Raw genomic sequence first — 19,221 nt, 5'->3', positions numbered from 1 at the left:
GGTTGCTGGTCAGACGGGTTGCTGGTCGGGCGCGTCGTCGGGAACGGCCTCGTAAGCCTCGGGATCTTCCTCTTCCACGACCTCTTCCACGGCCTCTTCCACGACCTCTTCCACGACCTCTTCCACTGCCGCTTCCACTACCGATCCCACGGGCTCCACCGGCCCCTCCCCCTCGTCGAGGGCCACCTGCACCGCGACCGGGTCGTGGCTGCGGCGGACCAGCGTGCCGCGCCCCGGCCCGTGGGCGTAGGCGCGCTGGTTTCCGATGAGGGCGCCCTCGCGGTGGTCGCCGGAGAGCAGCAGCCCGTCCGTACCGACCTCCTTGAGCTTGCTGAGCAGCGGATCGGACAGCAGGGCCCGGCTGGCGCCGCCGACCCGGCGGGCCAGCATGAGGTGGAAGCCCAGCTCCGCCGCCTGCGGGATGAACTCCCCCAGCAGGGCGAGCGGGCCGCGCCCCATGCTGCCCGCCGCCAGGTCGTAGTCGTCGACGACGACGTACAGTTCCGGGCCCTGCCACCAGTCGCGCGCGGCGAGCTGGGCGGCGGTGACGTCCGCCGGGGGCATCCGGGAGCGCAGCGTCTCGGCGAGCGCCTGGGCCTGCCCGGTGACGAGGTCGGCGTTGGCGCCGCGGGCGCCGATGTATTCGTCGGGCACCGCGCCCAGCAGGCTGTGCCGGTAGTCGACGACCATGAAGCGCACGTCGCGGGCGCTGCGGCGGGCGGCGAGCCCGCGCATCCAGGCGCGCAGGAACGCGGTCTTGCCGGAGCCCGAGTCGCCGAAGACCACGAAGTGCGGGGCGTCGGCGGCGGAGGTCAGGTCGAGGCCGACGGGGCGCAGGTCGGACTCGCGGAGCCCGATGGGCACCTCGCGCTCGCCGATGGCGGAGCCGTGGCCCTCCCAGCGCTCGCCGGGCGAGGGGGCCGCGGCGACCGCCAGTTCGCGGACGGTGATCCGCTCGGGCAGGACGCGCAGCGCCGGGGCCGCGGGCCGCTGCCAGCTCTCGGCGATCCGGGACACCAGCCGCTGCTGGGCCTCGGCGAGCCCGGTCACGCCGTCCGCGCCGTCGGCGCCGTCGTCGAACCGGGGCAGCGCGATGTGGTGGATGAGTCCGGGCGGGGTCAGGCCGCGGCCGGGGACGCTCTGGCCGAGCGCGCGGGCGCTGGGCCGGCTGATCTCGGATTCGGAGGGGTCGTTGAGCCACAGTTCGAGGCGGGCGGGGATGTTGTCGCGCAGGTTGATGCGGATCTCCGCCCAGCGGTTGGCGGTCAGCCACAGGTGCACGCCCACGCCGAGGCCGCGGGTGGCGACCTCGATCAGGGTGCTGACGGCGTCCTCGTCGGACTCGTGCAGGGCGGCCCAGTTGTCGACGGCGAGCACGATGTCGGCGGCCCGTACGCCTTCGGGCAGGTCGCCGGCGGCGCGGCGGGCGCGGAATTCGGCGGCGGACTGGAGGCCCAGGTCGCGGAACATCCGCTCGCGGGCGTTGACGAGCCGGCCGACCTCGGCGAGCACCCGGCGCACCCGCTCCTCGTCGCGGCGGCCGGCGACGCCCGCCACGTGCGGCGCGTCGCTCAGCCCGTGCAGCGAGCCGCCGCCCATGTCGATGGCGTAGAACTGCACCTCCTCGGGGGTGTGGGTGAGCATGGCGCTGAGCATCGCGGTGCGCAGGAAGGTGGATTTGCCGCTCTGCGGCGCGCCGACCAGCGCCAGGTGGCCCTGGCGTCCGGCGAGGTCGAGTACGAGCGGCCGCTGTTCCTGGCGGGAGGGCACGTCGAGCACGCCGACGGGGAACTTCAGCTCGCCGCCGTACGGCCACTGCGCGCAGCGCAGGCCCAGTTCCGGGTCCGCCTCCGGGTCGCCGAGCAGCGGTTCGAGGGTGAACGCCGGGGGCAGCGGCGGCAGCCACACCTGGTGTCCGGGCGTGTCCTTGTTGAGCAGCCGCTCGACGGCGACCTGGAGTTCGGTGGGGCCCGCGTCGAGCTCCCATTCCCAGCCGGTCTTCTCGCTCTCGTCGGGGGAGAGCGGCGCGAGGTCGCCGTGCACGGCGTACGGCACGGGTTCGAGGGCCGCGGCTCCCGCGCCGTCCGGGTCGTACTCGCGGTAGGGCGAGGAGATGTAGGCGACGCGGAACCGCTCGTAGACCGTCTCGTCCACCTTGAGGTAGGCGGAGCCGGGGATGGCCGGGAGGGTGTAGGCGTCGGAGGTGCCGATGACGGCGCGGGATTCCGCTGCGCTGAAGGTGCGCAGGCAGATCCGGTAGGACAGGTGGGACTCCAGGCCGCGCAGCCGGCCTTCCTCCAGCCGCTGGGTGGCCAGCAGCAGGTGCATGCCGAGCGACCGGCCGACGCGGCCGATCTGTACGAACAGGTCGATGAAGTCGGGGCGCTGGGAGAGGAGTTCGCCGAACTCGTCGACGATGATCAGTAGGTAGGGCAGCGGTTCCAGCGGCTTGCCGTTGATGTCGGTGCCGCCGGCCGCCTGGCGGAGCTGGTACTCGCGGACCGAGTCGACGTTGCCGGCCTCGCGCAGCATCCGCTGACGGCGCTGCTGTTCGCCGGAGAGGGCCTTGTGCATCCGGTCGACCATGGCGAGGTCGTCGGCGAGGTTGGTGATCAGGCCGGATACGTGCGGGAGTTCGGTGACGCCCGCGAAGGTGGCGCCGCCCTTGAAGTCGACGAGGACGAAGGCGAGGTGCTCGGGGGCGTGCACCATGGCGAGCCCGGTGACGAGGGTGCGCAGCAGTTCGCTCTTGCCGGAGCCGGTGGCGCCGACGACGAGTCCGTGCGGGCCGATGCCGCCCTGCGCGGACTCCTTGAGGTCCATGGTCAGCGGCTCGCCGGTGCCGGTCACGCCGATGGGGACGCTGAGGAGTTCCTTCGCGTCGGGGGCGCGGCGGCGGGTGGCCGGGTCGAAGACGGCCATGTCGGGGACGCCGAGCATGCCGGAGAGGGAGACGTGCTCGGAGAGGACCTGGTCGCGTTCGCCGGAGAGCCGCAGCGGGGCCAGTGCGCGGGCGGCGGCCTCCAGGACGCCGGGCGTGGTCTCGTCGACGACGCCCTTCTCGACGGTGGCGTGCAGGCCGGGCGCGCGGCCCTCCAGGGTGAGCGTGCCGCGGGCGTCCGTACGGGCCCGTACGTCCACCCGGCCGGGCTCCGAGCCCTCCTCCTCGACCAGGCACACCACGTGGATGCCCAGGTCGGGGCCGGCCTCGGTGATCAGGTCCTCCAGGAGCGCCGAGCGGGCCCAGGGCGCCCCGGGCTCGTACTCGTCGAGGAAGATCACCAATTGGCGGCGGGGGGTGGCGTCCCGCTGCGGGACGATGCGGCTGCTGCGTTCGGCGCGGGCGGCCACGGCCTGGTCGAGGGTCTCCTGGAGGTGTTCGTGGAGCCCGGCGAGGTCGTCGGCGAGCAGCGGTACGAGCTCCTGCTCGCGGCGCTGGGCCGCCGCGTCGGGGTGCTGGGCGTGCGGCAGCCACTTGGCCCAGCTCCAGGCGGCGTTGCCGCCGGTGACGACCGCGATCCGCACATCGTCCGGCGCGTGCAGGACGGCGAGCTGGAGCAGCATCGACTGGGCCAGCTCGCGGGTGCGGGCGCGCGGGCCCAGCAGGCTGACCACGCCGGACTTGGCGAGGTCCAGCCAGGCGGCCTGCCCCTCGACCGTGCCGTACGTGCGGACGAGCTCGGCGGCGGCGTGCTTGCACTCGGCGTCGACCTCGATGGTCGGGTCGCTCTGGTCCGGCATGCGCATCTCGGCTGCGAGCGGCACAGTGCCGGTGCCCACCCGCAGGTGCAGGAAGTCGCTGTCGGCGGGCCGGCGCTCCCACACCCGGCGGCGGCGGGCGGCGATCGCCCACAGCCGGTCCGGGTGCGGGTGCCGCCAGACGTCGGCGGCCCGCTGGGCGACCCGCGAGCGCAGGGCCTGCTTGCGCATCCCGGCGAGGTACTCCAGGTACCGCTCCCGCTGCCGGTACTGGTTGCGGCGGCGGCTGCCCCGCAGTTGCATCCGTACGCCGATGGTGACGCCGACGGACACCACCACGAAGGCGATGCCCAGCAGGATCATCCACGCCTTGCCGTAGGCGACCATGTACGCCGCCATGCTCATGCTGGACAGCAGCGGCAGCAGGAGCATCAGCCAGCCCGCCGCGCCCTGGGGCTGGGGCCGCTGCGGGGGGCTGGCCAGGTTCGTCCGGCCCTCCGGCGTCGGCGGGGGCGTCGTACGGACGGGGCGGTGGAAGGGGATTCGACTCACGTTGGCTGCCTAGCGGGCTGTCGGGGGCTGCGGGAGCGGGTGGAGCGGCGGGCTCATGGCGGAGCGGCGGACTCGCTACAAGGTCATCGCTACAAGGTCGCTAGAAGGTCATGGTGACCGCCGTCTTGTTGGTGTCGGTCACGGCCTCGGGCGGGGTGTCCTTCGGCTTGTCGTCGCCGCCGGTCTTCTCGGCCAGACCTTCCCGGAATTTGGTGAAGGCTTCGGCGACGCCGTCCTCGGCCGTGCTGAAGTTGAAGGCGGCCATGCCGACGCCGTCCGAGAGGGCGGGCAGGACCCCCTTGTGCGGGTCCTCCTTGGTGCCGAACAGCTCGCTCATGACCCGCAGCCACTCCTGGTTCACCTCTTCGGCGTCCGAGGCGGCCTTGCCCTGCCAGTTGACCTTCAGCCCGTCCAGTGCGGTGTGGATGGTGTTGAGGCTCTTGACGACGTCGGCGCTGAGGGCCGCCAGCTCCTTGCCGGTGGCCTTCAGGCCGCTCGGGGAGACGCTGATGACGGAGGTGTCGTAATCGGCCTTGCCGCTGTCGCCCATGACTCGCCTTTCCCGGCAACTCCACTCGGGTGCCTGGTGGTTGCTATCGGTGCGGGGGACACGCCCTCGCGCTGACAATTGCCTGCATAAGTGGTAAACCTGGCGATACTCCGCAGAACCGTCGCCCGGCCGCCCGGCTGTGAGGCCGGCGCGAGAGAGACGAGGGAGACCACGTGACCGACCCCATAACCTCGAAGTACGACACGACCCCGCTGCCCGACGGGGACGGCGACGAGAAGCCGAGCGCCGACCACGACAAGCACCTCGACGGCCTGGTGCCGACCGACAAGGTCGCCTGGACGAAGCCGCCCTCCTTCAACGACGACCCGAAGGACATCGGGTCCGACAGCGGCTCGGACGCGACGCCGCAGAACTACACCGCCTCCGGCGACTTCAAGATCGACCCCTCCACGTTGCGCACCGCGGAGACGTCGATGCTCACGGAGGCCAAGGGGGGAGTCGAGAAGTACGAGGAGGTCCGCAAGAAGGTCATGGCCGTCAAGGGCACCGTCTTCGGGCAGGGCGCCGTGGTCACGGAGACGAAGGGGGAGATGCACACCTCCCTCGCGTCCGGGTACGACCCGAGCGCCGGGAAGCACTCCCACCCGAACCCGTTCGCCGAGTCCGCCGAGAAGTTCGCCGCGGACATCAACCCCGCCCAGGAGCGCGCGCTGCTCCAGGTCGGCTCCGCGCTGGAGAAGCTGGGCGAGTACATCGCGCTGCTCAACCACGCCGGGCAGGTCTACGGGCACACCGACCGGGAGTCCAAGTTCCCGGACCCGCCCGCGAAGTGACCCGGCGCCGGCCGCCGCCCCGTTCCGCCTGCGCGGAGCGGGGCGGCGGCGCGTCGCCGGCTCAGCCACCGGACCCGCCGTCGTTGAGGTTCTTGACGTTGGCGGTCTCGGCGTTGTGGTAGTTCGTGTAAGAGGTCTCCATCCGCTTGATGATGTCGCTCAGCATCGACTCCAGGTCGTGCTGCCCCTTCTGGAACCACGTCTTCATCGCGTCGTACGAGTGGTAGGAGGGGCTGGACCAGTGCGTGCCGATCGTGCCCATCTTGGTGTCGATCGACGACATGTTGGTGGAGATCGACGACTTCTCGCGCTTCACCACCGCGATCGCGTCCTTCAGCGCCTGTAGGTCGGCGTGCCACTCCTGCGGGGTCGGCTGCTCGGCCATCCGCGGGTCACCTGCCTTTCACCCGGTCCGATGTCCTGTGCCGCCCCCGCGCGCCGTCCGGGCCGGGCGCGAGGGGCGGTGCTGCTGCTGTCTCGTCGAGCCGTCTCTCACGTGACGCCTCCCGGCGGAAGGTCCGCGGGCAGGAGCGTGGTGAGCAGGTCCGCGCCCGCCGAGGCCAGGTCGAGAGCGCTCAGGTCGAGTTCGGCGACCCGCTGCGCGTGCCGCTCGGTCATCCGCTGGAAGACCTGCCGCGCGCTGCGCCCGTTGCCGAACTGCTCGCCGCGCGGCAGGGCGTCGAAGTAGCCGTGCAGCGCGTCGGTGGTCTCCGGCGCGAACGCGTACTCGTGGCTGTCCGCCTGGTGCTCGACGATGCGTACGAGCTCCGGCGTGGTGTAGTCGTCGAAGACCAGGGTGCGGGTGAAGCGCGAGGACAGGCCCGCGTTGGACTCCATCAGCCGGGACATCTCGATCGGGTACCCGGCGACGATGACGACCACCTCGTCCCGGTGGTCCTCCATCAGCTTCACCAGCGTGGAGATGGCCTCCGAGCCGAAGTCCGTCACCTGGCCCTGCGGCACGAGGGAGTACGCCTCGTCGATGAACAGCACCCCGCCCAGGGCGCGCCGGAAGACGGCGGTCGTCTTCGGCGCGGTGTGGCCGACGTACTCGCCGACCAGGTCGCCCCGGTCCGCCTCGACCAGGTGGCCCCGGCTGAGCAGGCCGAGCGCGGCGAGGAAGCCGCCGTAGAGGCGGGCCACGGTGGTCTTGCCGGTGCCGGGGTTGCCCGCGAAGACCAGGTGCCTGCTCAGCGGCGGCGGCGCGAGCCCGGCGTCCTGGCGGACCTTGACCATCTGCATGAGCTTCGTCATCGTGACGACTTCGCGTTTGACGCCGTCGAGGCCGACCAGGCGGTCCAGCTCGACATGGAGTTCGGCGAGCTTCGCCGCGGCCTCCTCGGCGCTCTGCTCGTCCTCGCTCTTGTCCGTACGGCCCTTGCCGTCGTCCTTGGCTCCGGCCCGGCGGCCGGCCCCGGCGACGGCGGGCACGGCCTTACGGCCCTCGCCGTCCTCCGTCCCCGGCGCCGCGAGGGTGGGCAGCAGCGGCTCGGCGACGTCCTCGACGTGGCAGTCCTCCGCGTGGACCACGGCCTCGTCGTCCCGCAGCAGGTCGGTCTCGGTGCCGTCGACGGTGCAGCGGCGCAGTACGAGCCGGGAGCGGGCGGCGGCGTAGACGGCGGGGAAGCGGCTCTTGGTGAGGTGGCAGTCCTCGTAGCGGCCCTCGCCGCCCTCCTCGACGAACAGCGCGTTCTTCGCCGCCGCCTCGACGGTCAGCCCCAGAATCCGGGGCCGGGCCCCGGCGCGCACCACGACGCCGCTGCCCTGGGACTCGCGTACCGCGCCGCCCTCCACGACGGCGGTGCTGTCCTCCTCCAGCAGCAGCCCGGCGCCGCCGCTGCCGGTGACGCGCACGTTCTCCAGCCGGGCGCCGGTCTCCCGGCCGATCCGCACCCCGGTCTCCCCGGCGGCGGTGATCTCGCAGTCCGCCAGCAGCGGCCGGTGGGTGGTGCGCAGCCGTACGCCGTCCCGGCCGCCGTTCACCCGGCAGCCGCGCACGGCGGCGTCCCCGCCCTCGACGCTCACCCCGGTCAGGCCCGCGTCGTTCACCTCGCAGCCGTCCGCGAGGAGTTCGGCCCGCTCGGTGACGCGCATGCCGTATTCGGGGGTGCCGCTGACGGTGCAGTCCCGGGCGGTGGCGCGCGCTCCGCCGCCGAGGTGTACGGCCGTATAGGCGGTGTCCCGTACGGTGCAGCCGGTCAGCGAGACATCCGCCTCGCCCACCGCGTAGACCCCGTTGGCGGCGGTACGGGCGAAGGTCGAGTCGCGCGCGGCGGCCCGCCCCGACCCGCTGACCACCAGCGCGGTGTCCTCGCAGTCCACGGCCCGCACCGAGACCAGTTCCACGGCGGCCTCCGCGGTGACGAGCACCGCGGCGCCGGCGGTGTGGTGCACATGGCAGCCGTCCAGCAGGACCGCGCTGCCGCCGTCCACCAGCACCCCCGCCCCGCCCGTACGGAAGATCTCGCAGTCCCGCAGCCGCACCCCTTGGGAACCGCTGCCGGAACGGGGGCCGGACGCGGTGGCGCGCCCTTCGGAGGCCTGCCCTTCCGCGGCCCGCCCTTCGGAGGACTGCGCGGCGCCCGCGAGACGGCCCGCCGTGCCGCGGGTCCACACGCCCTGCCCGGTCGCCTCGTGCAGCCGGCACTCGCGCAGCGCCGCGGTCGCGTGCCCCTCCACCAGGACGGCGGCGACGCCGCTGCCGCGTACCTCACAGCGCGTCAGCGTCGCGTGCGCCCCGCCGGTCAGCAGGGCGCCGCGCCCGGTGGCGCCGTCGATCAGCGCGTCGGTGAGCTCGGCCCGCGCCTCGTCCTCGACGATCAGCCCGTCCCCGGTGCAGCCGCCGACCGTCAGGTCCTCCAGCGTGGTGCGGCTGGTGCCGGCCAGCCATACCGCGACGCTCTCGGCCTGCCGCACCGAGCAGCCGCTCAGCAGCGCGGCCGCCGCGCCCGAGACCTCGACCCGGCCGCCGGTGATCTCGCAGTCCCGCAGCACCGGTTCGCCGCCGCGCAGCAGCACCGCGGCGTCCCGGGGAGCGCTGGAGGCGATGGCGAAGCCGCGCAGCTCGGCCGCGCCCGCGTGCACGGTGACGGCGGGCCCGCGGGAGGCGACGAGGCGCACGACGCCCTTCGCGACCAGGCTGACGTCCTTGTCCAGCACCAGGCTCTCGGTGTACGTGCCAGCCTGCACGGTGATCACGGCGCCGGGCTTGGCGCTGCGGACCGCCGCCCCGATGGTGCGGTGGCCGCCCCAGCTGCCGGGCGCGACGCGCTGCGCGGCGGCCCTCACGGGGTGCGCTCCCGGTGTGCGGGCGACGCGTAGCCGTCAGCGGCGTACGCCCGTACCGCCGGCCACTCGGCACCGTACGCCCGTACCGCCGAAAGCCCGCTCACGCGTCGTCCGCCCACGGCTCGTCCGCTTACAGCCCGTCCGCTCACAGGCCACCCGGTCAGAGCCCGTCCGCTCACACCTCGTTTGCTCACAGACCACTTCCCAGGTTGGCCAGCCAGCCGAAGAGGCCGAACACTCCGGCGGCGAGCGGCAGCCCGGCGACGGAGAGGAAGGTGGCGAGGCCGCCGGGCCAGGTGGGGCGCTCGGGCTCGATGGGCCGCAGAGCCGCGCCGAAGGCGAGGAACAGCCCGCAGGCGACGAGGACGATGCCCACGGCGAAGGCGGCCAGCGGACCCGCGAGGGTCGAGCCGAACGCGTACTCGGGCACGCGGACGGCCAGGGCGAGCAGCCCCACGACACCGGCGGCGAGTTGCGGGATCACACCGGTCAGTACGCGTACCGAACCGGCCTGGAGCAGCAGTCCGACGCTGACGACGCCGACCAGCGCGAGGCCGCAGGCGCCGCGGGAGGCGCTCAGGGTGAGCAGCGAGGCCGCGAGGAAGACGCCGGTCACGACGGAGAGCAGGGTGAGCAGTCCGTTGCCGCGGCGGACGACGGCGGCGATCTCGCCGGAGTCCAGGGCGGCGGCCCCGGTGTCGGGGCCGGACGGCACGAGTACGGCGATCTGGCTGGTGATCCGGGGCAGCAGCCCGGCGAGCATGAACAGCACGGCGGCCACGACGGCGGCGGAGCCGGTCAGGCCCGCGTGCAGCGTGGTCAGCGGCACCACGAACAAGGCGGTCGCGACGGTGAGCAGTTGGAGCACCACGGTGGAGGGCGCGGGCAGCGCGACGAGCCCGGCGAGCGCGCCGAAGACGGCGCACAGCGAGACCAGGACCGGCGTGAGCGCCGAGCCGTGGACGGGCACGCCGAGGCCGACACAGGCCAGCAGCGGGCAGGCGGCCAGTGCGAGGAGCTGGCGCATGGCGTGCGGCAGGGGCCAGTTCTTGCGCTGGGCGTACCAGGCGAGCAGCGCCGAGCAGAGCGCGGCGACGCCGAACAGCGCCACGACCGGACTCGCGAGCCGGTGCGCGCCGATCCAGCCCGCGGAGGCCGTGGCGACCGCGAGCCCGGCGCCCACGACGAACTGGGCGCGCCGCCGTATGTTCCACAGGCCGCTGGTGTCCTGGGCATTGGCGACCTGCTCGTCGAGGTCGGTGACGGTCAGCTCGCCGAGCTCCGCCGCCCGCTGGTCGCGCAGGTAGAGGATGGCGCCGTCCACGATGCCCGCGGCCGCCAGCGACTCGCCGGGCGCCATGGGGCTGCCGCCCGACTCGGCGAGCGACCAGACCGGGGGCATGGCCTCGGGTTCGGTCTGGCCGCACAGGGTGGCGAGCCGGGAGGCGTACTCGGCGATCGGGGCCTGCGCGGGGAGCGCGAGGTCGACCCGCCTGCGTTCGCCGACCACGGTGACCCGGCAGCGTTCATCGGGCACGGATGTTTCCTTAGGTGTCGGACCGCACGGCCGCGAGCCCGCGGGCCGCGGTGGGGTCAGTGCCGCCAGGTGGACATGTTCGACCACTCGGCGTCGCTGTAGTTGTTCCAGTTCACGTGCATGGCGGTGGCGATCCGCCCGAGCACGCCCTCCGGCCCGAACAGCCCGTCGGCCGCGAGGTCCCACTCATTCTGCATGTCCTGGTAGTACGTCGCGGCCTGACTCTCCCGCCAGGCGTCGACCAGCGGGGCCAGCTGGGACTTCAGCTGCTGGAGTTCGCCGGAGATCTCCGCGGCCCTGGAGTTGAGCACACCGCCCGCCGCGGCGAGTCCCTCGCCGACGTAGATCGGCGTGCCGTCGATATCGGCCATGAACACTCCTAGGAATGCGCCCGGAACCCCCGGGCGAATCGAGCAAGTGGTTGTGAGCCCGGCTCAGTTGAAGTTGGTGCCGGCCGGCGCCTTGGGCACGTCCTCGCCCAGCGCGGCGAGGTTCGTGAGGTTCTGCTGCTCGGAGTCCTTGTAGTTGACGAAGTTGCCCTGAAGCCCCTTGGAGATCCCCTCCAGGGCGTCGTGGAGCATCCGCGCGTAGATGTCGTACTCCGTCATCAGAGTCTGGAACTGGTTGTGGGCAAGCCCCTGCCAGCTCGCTTCCAAGCTGGTCACATAGGTCTTCAGCTCCGCCAGCTGCCCGGCGATCTCCGCCGCCGTGGACATCGTGTTGCTGGACGCGTTGGCCAGGTATTCGGGGGTCACCCGGTAGGTGACACCACCGACGCTCACAGAAGGCTGGTCAGCCATGGTGGAATCCGCCCCTCTTCGCTGATGCCCCAGCAGTCAAGCACCGTCCCGCCCCTGGTCGGGACCGCGAGAGCCCGGATGGGCAGCATCTGAGCAGGATGTGAGCACGGAAAGCGCGGGATTCGGGTTGTCCAGATACTCGGTAGTGGGCAGCCCCCCTTCCCGCAATCATCCGAGGCGGCAAGAACTGTCCCAGGATTCCCATCCGCATCCGATCCCTCCCGCCAGGGAGTGGAACCCGTCAGGGAGTGGACATGCCCTTCGTTGCGACCATGCTGACCGCGGCCATGGCCCTGAGCCCGACCGCAGGAGTGCACAGCACCACCGTGACCGTCGACGAGCACTTCGGCTCCGCCGGCCAAGCCCCCTACACAGCCGTCACCTACGACCGGGCCGCCGTGCCGGAGGGCGGGCGCGTGGTGGTCACCGAGCGGCGGCACGAGGGCGGCGGAACCTCCGTCGCCCTGCGGCTGGAGGGGGTGCAGGCGAACCGCACCTTCGGCGCGCACGCGCACTCCAAGCCGTGCGGCGCCAAGCCGGAGGACTCCGGGCCGCACTACCAGGACGTACGCGACCCGAAGCAGCCCTCCACCGACCCCGCGTACGCCAACCCGCGCAACGAGGTGTGGCTCGACCTCACGACCGACGAGGACGGCGACGGGCGTTCGCGCGCGGGGCAGAGCTGGCACTTCCGGTACGGGGAGGCCCGGTCCGTGGTCGTCCACGAGCACAGGACCTCGACCGAGCCCGGCCACGCCGGCATGGCCGGGGCCCGCCTCGCCTGCGTGAACGTGCCCTTCGCCTGACGCCCCGCGGGCCCCTGGGGCGCTGGGGTCCCGCCAACGAGCGCCACGCGACGTATCGGGTTAAATTGGACAGAGCATCGGGGCATCACCGGCTGTGGTGATGAATCTCTGCAAAGGAACGAAGATGCCTGTCCAGACTCTCAAGCCGACTGGCCTCGCACTCGACAAGGAAATCCTCGGTCACCTGATGACCCAGCCCGAAACGGAAGTCAGCGACGCTCCGATCCCCTCGCCGGACGGCGTCGGGGGCGGTTCCGGCATCCTGCTGGCAGGGCTGGCCCTCTCGCCCAAGGGGCCGAAGCGCAAGTGATCTCCGAGCGGTCACGGACCGCCCACAGCGAATCGGCCGGTCATCTGGCCGGCCGTGCCCTCGACGTCCTCCGCGGCGTCGAGGGCACGGCTGTGGCGGCCCACGTGGAGGAGGCGGGCGACCCGGCGGTCGCCCTCGGCGCGGTGCGCATGCTCGGCGCCGACGTCCTGGCGCCCTACGCGCTGACCGGGCTGGCCCTGCCCCCCGGCGAGGCCGAGGCCGTGCGCCTCGCCCTCGACGCGCTGCCGCCCGTACAGCCGCCGCCCGCCGCGCCGCCCGCTGGGGAGGAACAGCCATGGCTCATGGCGTGGGCCGACTGGGGGCTGCTCACCCTGCTGTCCGCCGCCGAGCCGGCGGACGTCACGGGCTCACCGCCCCTCCAGCCGCCGTACCCCCAGGGCCCTCCCCAGTACGACGGTTCCGCGCCCCGCCACCTGCCGCCCACCGCGGCGGCCGGTCCGGACGGCGACGGCGCCGTACGGGAGGGCTGGGCGCCCTGGTCCGTACGGATGGGCCGGCTCGCCTCGCTCGCGCTCCCCGGCCTGGACGGGCCCGTGCACGACGCCGCCCGGCAAGGCGCCGTCGGACTCGCCCGCGGCGCGGGCCGCGCCACCCTGCGGCGCGACTTCGCCACCGCCGCACGGATCGCCCGCTGGCTGGCCTGGCTGCACGCCGAAGGCGTCGCGCTGCCGCTCGACCCGGCGCCGCTGACGACCTATATCCAACTGGCCGGCGGCGACGGCGGACGCCTCGCCCTGGACACCGCGATCGCCCGCCGACTGCTCGGCCTGGAGCCCGTATGAGCCCCGTCCCGACCCGGACCGCGCACGACGTCAGCAGCCGGGCCCTGGCCTGGCTGCACGCCAACCGCGAGTACGGGGCGCTCTCCAAACTCCCGGGCGCCGACCTCGGCGAGGAGGGAGAGGCCTACAAGGCGCTCGCCGAAACGGCCCTCGCCGCCTCCCTGGTCCTCCGCGACGGCGCGGCCGGAACGAAGGAACTCACCCTCGCGCGCGAACTGCTGGACTTCGGCTGGCGACAGCTCGGCGACGGAACACTGCTGTACGAACGCCTCCTGCGGCACCCCCTCCAGACCGACCCCCTGGAGACCTACGCCCACTTCGCCCGCGCCGGCTACCGCCACGCGCTGCTGGAAGGGCTCCTCGCCCATACCGTCACGCTGCGGGCGACACACGCCTCCGAGCACATCCCCAACCGCCGCCTCGCCGTCGCCAACGCCGCCCGCATCACCGGTCACGACCACGGCGCCGGGGCCCACGACTGGGCGGCGCTGACCCGGGCGACCTGGCTCGGCAGCATGCCGGAGCCCTGGCACATCGACTGGCTGACCGGCTACGCCGTCACCCACACCGTCTTCCACCTCACCGACTGGGGACGCGTCCCCGGCGGACTCCCCGGCGACGTCGTCGGCTATCTCGGCCACTGGCTGCCGATGTGGACGGACATCTGGGCCGAGATCAGCCAGTGGGACCTGATGGCCGAGCTGATGATCGTCGGCAACTGCCTCCCCGAACCCTGCAACGAGGCCGAGGACTGGCAGCGGCTGGCGGAACTCCAGCACGCCGACGGCATGGTGCCCCGCGACGACACCCCCGTCGACGACGACCCGGCCCAGCGCTTCGAGGACCACCAGCACACCACCATCGTGGCCGTCGTCGCCGGGACCCTCGCCCTCAACCGGGCACTGAACGAGCCGGGACAGCCTGTCTCATGACGGTTTCCGCGGGGGCGGGGGCGGGGCCGGTACGGACTTTCGGAACGGGGCCGGTACAGGTTTCCGGGGCACGCCCGGCACGGACATACGGGACAAGCCCCGCACGGACCGTCACATGACCGCCATGGACGCAGACGGACTGACTGCTAGACCGCTGCCCGACACGCCACCGCCCGACACACTCCTGCCCGGCGCGCTGCTGTCCGCCGCCCCGGGCGCGAGCGCCGTCGTGGCCGGGCTGTACTACCGCGGACAGCGGACGTTCCTCGCCCGAGGCAGCACCGCGTACGAGGGAGGCGCCCCGGCCGACGCCCGTACACGCTTCGAGATCGGCTCGCTCACCAAGACGCTCACCGCTCTGCTCCTCGCCGAACTGGCCGCCCGCGGCGAGGTGGGTCACCACGACAGCGCCGTACGCCATCTGCCGCCGGGCACCCGGTACCCGGCCGGCACGGACGCCATCACCCTGACCCACCTGGCCACCCACACCTCCGGGCTCCCCCGGCTGCCCCCGGGCCTGCTGGCGACGGCCGGCCGCCGGCTGTTCGCCAACCCCTACGCCGCGTTCACCGGCGCGGACGTGTTGCACGCCCTGTCCCGCACCCGGCTGCGCTGCCGGCCCGGCAGCCGGATGCGGTACTCGAACTTCGGCGTGGGGCTGCTGGGGCACGCCCTGTGCGGCGCGGCCGGCGGCGGCCTCTCGTACGAGGAGCTGCTGGCCTCCCGCGTCCTGTCGCCGCTCGGCTTGAGCGGTACGAGCTGCGCGCCACGCGCGGGCGGCGGGGCCCCCGAGGTCACCGGCTACCGGCGCCGCAGGCCGCGGCCGCCCTTCGAGATCCCCGGCATGCCCGCCGCCGGAGCGGTCCGGGCCGATGCGCGCGACCTGCTCGCGTACGTCGAAGCGCTGGCGAACGGCGCGGAGGACGGCCCGGATCACCCCCCGGAGGGCGGCCCGGAGCACAACCCTGAGAGCGGCCCGATGGACAGCCCGGAGGACGGACCCGAGGGCGGACCCGAGGACGGCCCGGCCCGTACGGGCACGGGCGCGGGCGCGACGCCGCCGGAGCCGCTGCGCACGGCGCTGCGGGACGTCACCCGGCCCCGGCTCACGATGCCGCGCGGCAGGGACGGCCTCGCCCTGATCTGGAACGTCCGGCCCCGCCCCGACGGCTCCGTCCTCTACCACCACGCGGGCGGCACCCTCGGCTGCACGTCCTTCGCCGGGTTCAGTCCGCGCCACGGCCTCGCCCTGGTGGCCCTCGCCAACTGCGGTGCGGAGCGCGGCAACACGCTCGTCCAGGAGGCTTACGACGCGTTGGCCGGGTTGGCCGCCCCCACGGCGGACTCCCGCTGACAGCCCCTCAGAATCCGGCCGCCCGCCGGGCCCCGGCAGCCCGCCCGTCAGCTCGTCACGGCCGTCAGTAGAGTTGGCCGGTGAGCACTTCAAGGGCGCGCGCGAAGACGGTCACCCGCTCATGGCAACCGGTCACCGAGGTCGAGCGGGAGCTGATGGAGGCCGTGGGGCGCGGTGATTCCAAGGGCTGTCTGCGGGTACTCGCCGGGGTCGATCTGGTGGGGTATGTCGCCAAGGACCAGGTCGACGCGGGCGGGGACGCGCCCTGGCGCAGCATCTCCAGCGGCTGCCTGATCGTCCGTACGGTCGGCGAACGGCTGCCGCGCCGCCCCGGCATCGTCGCCGTACGCACCAGCCTGGACACGCTCGCCCGCAGCTGGGCCGACCCGCGCCTGTCCCTCCTGGTCAACCCCGGCACGCCCGTCGAGATGTACCTGACGGCCCGCCCGCGCGACCTCATGCGCTGGAAGCGCCTGTCCAAGAAGGCCGTCCGCGGCACCCCCAAGAACGAACGTCCCATGCGGCTTCTCACCAAGGCCACCGGCCCCCTGAACGGCCCGCTGGCGCACGGGCTCGGCTGCGGGGCGCTGCTGGCCGTGACCAACGGCGTGCTGTGGAACGACCTGGACGACGTCTACGACGACTACGAACAGGACCGCCGCCTCCTCCGCGACCTGTGGGGCACGACCACCGCGCGGGACTGGCAGGAGCAGATGGACACGCTCCTCGCCGCCGAGAACAGCCCCGCGGAACCGGAATTCGCCCTCCGGGTACGTCAGCGGCTCACCCGCGCCTGGCGCGTAGCGCCCACCCACGACGACTGGCGGCGCGCCTGCGCCGAGGCCCTCGACGAACTGTCGGCCCCGCCGAGCGCCGGCGTCGAGATACAGCGCGTCATCGAACGCATCCTCGCCTAAGAGTCGCGCTTCAGAGCCGACGGCCTGCTGCCGCCCGACGCCGTCGTGCGCAGCGCGGTCGCCTACGACTACGGGCGCGGGGTCAACTTCGCCCGCTGGGGCTTCAGCGCCCGGCTGTGCGGAGCCGACGCCGCGCAGTCGGCGATCGTACGGGCGGGGGCGCTGAGCCGGGAGCACTACGCGTCGTGGGCGGAGTTCTCGGCGGGGTACGCGCTCGGCCGCCTGCTGCGGTTCGACGGGGACGAGTTCGGCGCCTGGTACGCGAGCGTGCTGAAGCCGCACCGGATTCTCATGGAGGAGCCGGCGGGACCGTGGCGGTCTGTTCCGTGGGACGAGTAGAGAGCTGACACCGCGTCAGAAGTGACGAGGAACGCTCACGACTCCCAGGTCACCGAGCCCATTCAGGAGTCCAAGTCCCGCCTTCTGTATGTGCATTGACGCTGGAATCGGCATGACGGCGGCCGGCGGCCCGGGCCCGGACATCGGCGAAGTGGTCGCGGAGCATGGCGAGCGCGGGGTGCGGGTTGTCGCCGCGCCAGATCAGCGAGTGCGGGTAGACCGGCGTCGGGTCGCGGACGGCGATGCGCCGCAAGTCGTCCTCGGGGGGCCAGATGAGGCGGGTCTGCTCCCCGACGAAGGTCGCGAGCGCCGGTGATCCGGCGATCGTGTCGAGGAGCGGTTCGGTGCCGAAATCGGGACCGGTGACCTCGATGGTGAACCCGAACGCCGCGGCGAGGTCGTCGTAGTAGGCGGCCCATTCGGTGCCGGCGACGAGCCCGGGCATCCAGATCCGGTGCCCGGCGAGCTGCGCGAGGGTGACCGAGCGGGCGTCGGCGAACGCGTGATCCGGGCCGGTGAGGAGCTGTAGGGGCTCGTCGTGGACCCGGACGGCTTCGACGCCGTCGGGGAGCTGCCGCGCGGGCACGGTGACGGCGCGGAAGGAGGCGTCGATCGCGCCCGACCGGACGGCGGCGATGGCGGCATCGGCGTCGAAGAGGGTGACGGCGTCGAGTTCGGTGCCGGGGTGCGCGCGGTGGAAGTCGCTCAGCAGCCCGCCCGGCGCGAGCCGCCGGCCGATCACGTCGACGCGCAGGGCACGGCTCCCGGGCCGTACGGAAGCGGCCGCGCGCTCCTCGGCCCGGAGGAGCGCGCGGGCGTGGGGCAGGAACGCCTGCCCGTCGACGGTGAGCAGCGGTCCGCGCGCCTTACGGGTGAAGAGCCGCACGCCGAGGCTCTTCTCCAGTGCGGCGACGCGCTTGGAGACGGCCTGCTGGGTGATCGAGAGGGAGTCGGACGCTCCATGGAACGTCCCCTCGTCCGTGATGGCTACGAAAGTGCGCACGGCGTCGAGGTCCACGCCCGGAATCGTAGACCGACAACCTGTGGTTGTCGCGGCGGGGGCGCGTTGGTTGTTTGATCTGCGGACTCGCGATTGGCTTTGATGTGCGCCGGTCGGCAACGGGCTGAAGAGCTGTCCGTGCAGGGGGGCGTGGGGATGCGAAAGACGCAGGAGACACCGGAACCACAGAGACAACAACAGAGGCAACAGGGGCAACAGGTTCCACAGGGGCAACAGGGGACGCGAGAACCGCGGGAGCCCCGGCGCAAGAGATCATTGGGCCGCCCGTTCGGCTGGCTGTGGGCGGCGTACACGGTCAGCGCCTTCGGCACCTGGTTCGCGTTCGACGCCTTCCCCTTGATCGCGATCCTCGTGCTGCACGCCGGGCCGACGAAGGTGTCGGTACTGGCGGCCGCCGGCACGGCGGTCGGCGCGCTGGTGGCGGTGCCGCTGGGCCCGTGGGTGGAGTTCCGCCGCAAACGGCCGGCGATGATCGCGATGGACCTGATCCGGTTCGCGGCGCTGGCGAGCATCCCCATCGCGTTCGCGCTCGGCCGGCTCGGCTTCGCCCAGCTTCTGATCGTGTCGGTGACCGTCGCGGCGGCCGGCATCACCTTCGGCGCGGCCGCCGGGGCGTGCCTCAAAGCCCTCGTGCCGCCCCAGGACCTGATCGTCGCGAACAGCCGCTTCGAGGCCGTGAACTGGACCTCCAGCATGCTCGGACCACCGCTCGGCATGGCCGCGATCGGCGTGTTCGGCCCGGTGCTGACCGTGACGGCCGACGCCGTCAGCTATCTGCTCTCGGCCGCCGGAATCCGCGCGATCGGCGGCTCGGAACCCCGGCCCGTACGCACCGACGCACCGCGGGGGCGCCGCACCGGCTCCCTGCTCGACGGCTGGCGGTACATCCTGGCCAACCCGGCGCTGCGCCCGCTGCTCTTCAACACGGCCCTGAACAACGGCCTGATCATGGCGGCCACGCCGCTGCTCGCCGTCCTCATGCTCGGCCCCCTCGGGTTCGCGCCCTGGCAGTACGGGCTCGCCTTCGCGGTGCCCTGCCTCGGCGGACTGATCGGCTCCCGGCTGACGCAGCCGGCCGTCACCCGGTTCGGCCGGCACAAGGTCATGCGCACCGCCGGGACGCTGCGCGCGTGCTGGCCGATCGGGCTGGCCTTCATCCGCCCCGGGACGGCCGGGCTCATGCTGGTCATGGTCGTGGAGTTCGGCCTGATCTTCTGCTCCAGCGTCTTCACCCCGGTCCTCGCCGCCCACCGCCTCGACCACACCGCGAACGACCGGATCGCCCGCACCCTGTCCACCTGGTCGGTCACGACCAAGGCCACGATCGCGCTGCTGACGGGACTATGGGGGCTGCTGGCGGGCTTCACCGGCCCCAGGACCGCGATCGCAATAGCGGGCCTCCTACTACTGGCGACACCGCTGCTGCTCCCCCGCCGAGCCCACGAGCCGGAGGCTGGCCTGAGCGACGCCCCTGAACCGCACCGGGACCAGGAGGAACCGAGCCCCGCCCCGTAGCAGC

The 19,221-nt window shown here is 73.0% G+C and carries 16 protein-coding genes and 1 pseudogene; 9 read left to right on the top strand and 8 right to left on the bottom strand.

The features are described from left to right. Positions 1–9: 9 nt before the first annotated feature. A complete protein-coding gene (eccCa, locus tag AB0I22_RS09810; RefSeq protein ID WP_363130174.1) occupies positions 10–4,251 on the bottom strand; it encodes a type VII secretion protein EccCa in 4,242 nt (1,413 codons plus the stop codon). A 100-nt stretch (positions 4,252–4,351) separates the two neighbouring features. Then, positions 4,352–4,801, bottom strand: coding sequence for a hypothetical protein (locus AB0I22_RS09805; RefSeq protein ID WP_363130173.1), 450 nt, complete (start codon positions 4,799–4,801; stop codon positions 4,352–4,354). A gap of 173 nt (positions 4,802–4,974) precedes the next feature. On the opposite strand from AB0I22_RS09805, the gene AB0I22_RS09800 reads away from it, so the two are divergent. After that, positions 4,975–5,595 (top strand): hypothetical protein, encoded by a 621-nt coding sequence (locus tag AB0I22_RS09800; protein WP_363130172.1) that lies wholly within the window; start codon positions 4,975–4,977, stop codon positions 5,593–5,595. 61 nt (positions 5,596–5,656) lie between these two features. Here AB0I22_RS09800 and AB0I22_RS09795 read toward each other — a convergent pair whose 3' ends face one another. From AB0I22_RS09795 to AB0I22_RS09775, 5 genes are all read right to left on the bottom strand, one after another. Further along, complete coding sequence (locus AB0I22_RS09795) at positions 5,657–5,980, bottom strand: hypothetical protein (RefSeq protein ID WP_363130171.1); 324 nt, start codon at positions 5,978–5,980, stop codon at positions 5,657–5,659. 107 nt (positions 5,981–6,087) lie between these two features. Further along, on the bottom strand, positions 6,088–8,883 hold the full coding sequence (locus tag AB0I22_RS09790) for a right-handed parallel beta-helix repeat-containing protein (protein ID WP_363130170.1): 2,796 nt from the start codon (positions 8,881–8,883) through the stop codon (positions 6,088–6,090). A gap of 190 nt (positions 8,884–9,073) precedes the next feature. Further along, positions 9,074–10,420 carry an EsaB/YukD family protein gene (locus AB0I22_RS09785; protein ID WP_363130169.1) on the bottom strand — a complete coding sequence of 449 codons (1,347 nt, stop codon included), beginning with the start codon at positions 10,418–10,420 and terminating at the stop codon, positions 9,074–9,076. A gap of 56 nt (positions 10,421–10,476) precedes the next feature. Further along, positions 10,477–10,791, bottom strand: a complete 315-nt coding sequence (locus tag AB0I22_RS09780) for a WXG100 family type VII secretion target (RefSeq protein WP_363130168.1) — start codon at positions 10,789–10,791, stop codon at positions 10,477–10,479. Between the two features lie 63 nt (positions 10,792–10,854). Beyond that, positions 10,855–11,220, bottom strand: coding sequence for a WXG100 family type VII secretion target (locus AB0I22_RS09775; protein ID WP_363130167.1), 366 nt, complete (start codon positions 11,218–11,220; stop codon positions 10,855–10,857). Positions 11,221–11,474: 254 nt separating this feature from the next. On the opposite strand from AB0I22_RS09775, the gene AB0I22_RS09770 reads away from it, so the two are divergent. The 7 genes and pseudogenes from AB0I22_RS09770 to AB0I22_RS09740 all read left to right on the top strand — a co-directional run. After that, positions 11,475–12,026: a superoxide dismutase family protein gene (locus tag AB0I22_RS09770; RefSeq protein ID WP_363130166.1), complete on the top strand. Its 552-nt coding sequence runs from the start codon at positions 11,475–11,477 to the stop codon at positions 12,024–12,026. 124 nt (positions 12,027–12,150) lie between these two features. Then, entirely contained in the window at positions 12,151–12,336 is a 186-nt protein-coding gene (locus tag AB0I22_RS09765; protein ID WP_363130165.1) for a hypothetical protein, read from the top strand. Next, the gene (locus AB0I22_RS09760) at positions 12,333–13,139 is read left to right on the top strand and encodes a hypothetical protein (protein ID WP_363130164.1); all 807 of its coding nucleotides are present in this window, start codon (positions 12,333–12,335) and stop codon (positions 13,137–13,139) included. The genes AB0I22_RS09765 and AB0I22_RS09760 overlap by 4 nt, the downstream gene beginning before the upstream one ends. After that, positions 13,136–14,071, top strand: a complete 936-nt coding sequence (locus AB0I22_RS09755) for a hypothetical protein (RefSeq protein WP_363130163.1) — start codon at positions 13,136–13,138, stop codon at positions 14,069–14,071. Before AB0I22_RS09760 ends, AB0I22_RS09755 begins: the two co-directional genes overlap by 4 nt. A 124-nt stretch (positions 14,072–14,195) precedes the next feature. Beyond that, positions 14,196–15,425, top strand: a complete 1,230-nt coding sequence (locus AB0I22_RS09750; RefSeq protein ID WP_363130162.1) for a serine hydrolase domain-containing protein — start codon at positions 14,196–14,198, stop codon at positions 15,423–15,425. A gap of 80 nt (positions 15,426–15,505) precedes the next feature. Beyond that, positions 15,506–16,342, top strand: coding sequence for a hypothetical protein (locus AB0I22_RS09745; protein ID WP_363130161.1), 837 nt, complete (start codon positions 15,506–15,508; stop codon positions 16,340–16,342). 15 nt (positions 16,343–16,357) lie between these two features. Next, positions 16,358–16,681, top strand: a pseudogene (locus AB0I22_RS09740) (DUF1266 domain-containing protein); the annotation flags it as partial. A gap of 49 nt (positions 16,682–16,730) precedes the next feature. Here the strand turns inward: AB0I22_RS09740 and AB0I22_RS09735 are convergent. After that, on the bottom strand, positions 16,731–17,699 hold the full coding sequence (locus tag AB0I22_RS09735; protein WP_363130160.1) for a LysR family transcriptional regulator: 969 nt from the start codon (positions 17,697–17,699) through the stop codon (positions 16,731–16,733). 258 nt (positions 17,700–17,957) lie between these two features. Between AB0I22_RS09735 and AB0I22_RS09730 the strand changes: the two genes are divergently transcribed. Next, positions 17,958–19,217 (top strand): MFS transporter, encoded by a 1,260-nt coding sequence (locus tag AB0I22_RS09730; RefSeq protein ID WP_363130159.1) that lies wholly within the window; start codon positions 17,958–17,960, stop codon positions 19,215–19,217. Positions 19,218–19,221: the final 4 nt, after the last annotated feature.

The sequence above is a fragment of the Streptomyces sp. NPDC050610 genome (genome assembly GCF_040654875.1).
Classification (GTDB): Bacteria; Actinomycetota; Actinomycetes; order Streptomycetales; family Streptomycetaceae; genus Streptomyces.
The sequence above is the reverse complement of the archived record's forward strand: the minus strand, read 5'-3'. Positions and strand labels throughout refer to the sequence as shown.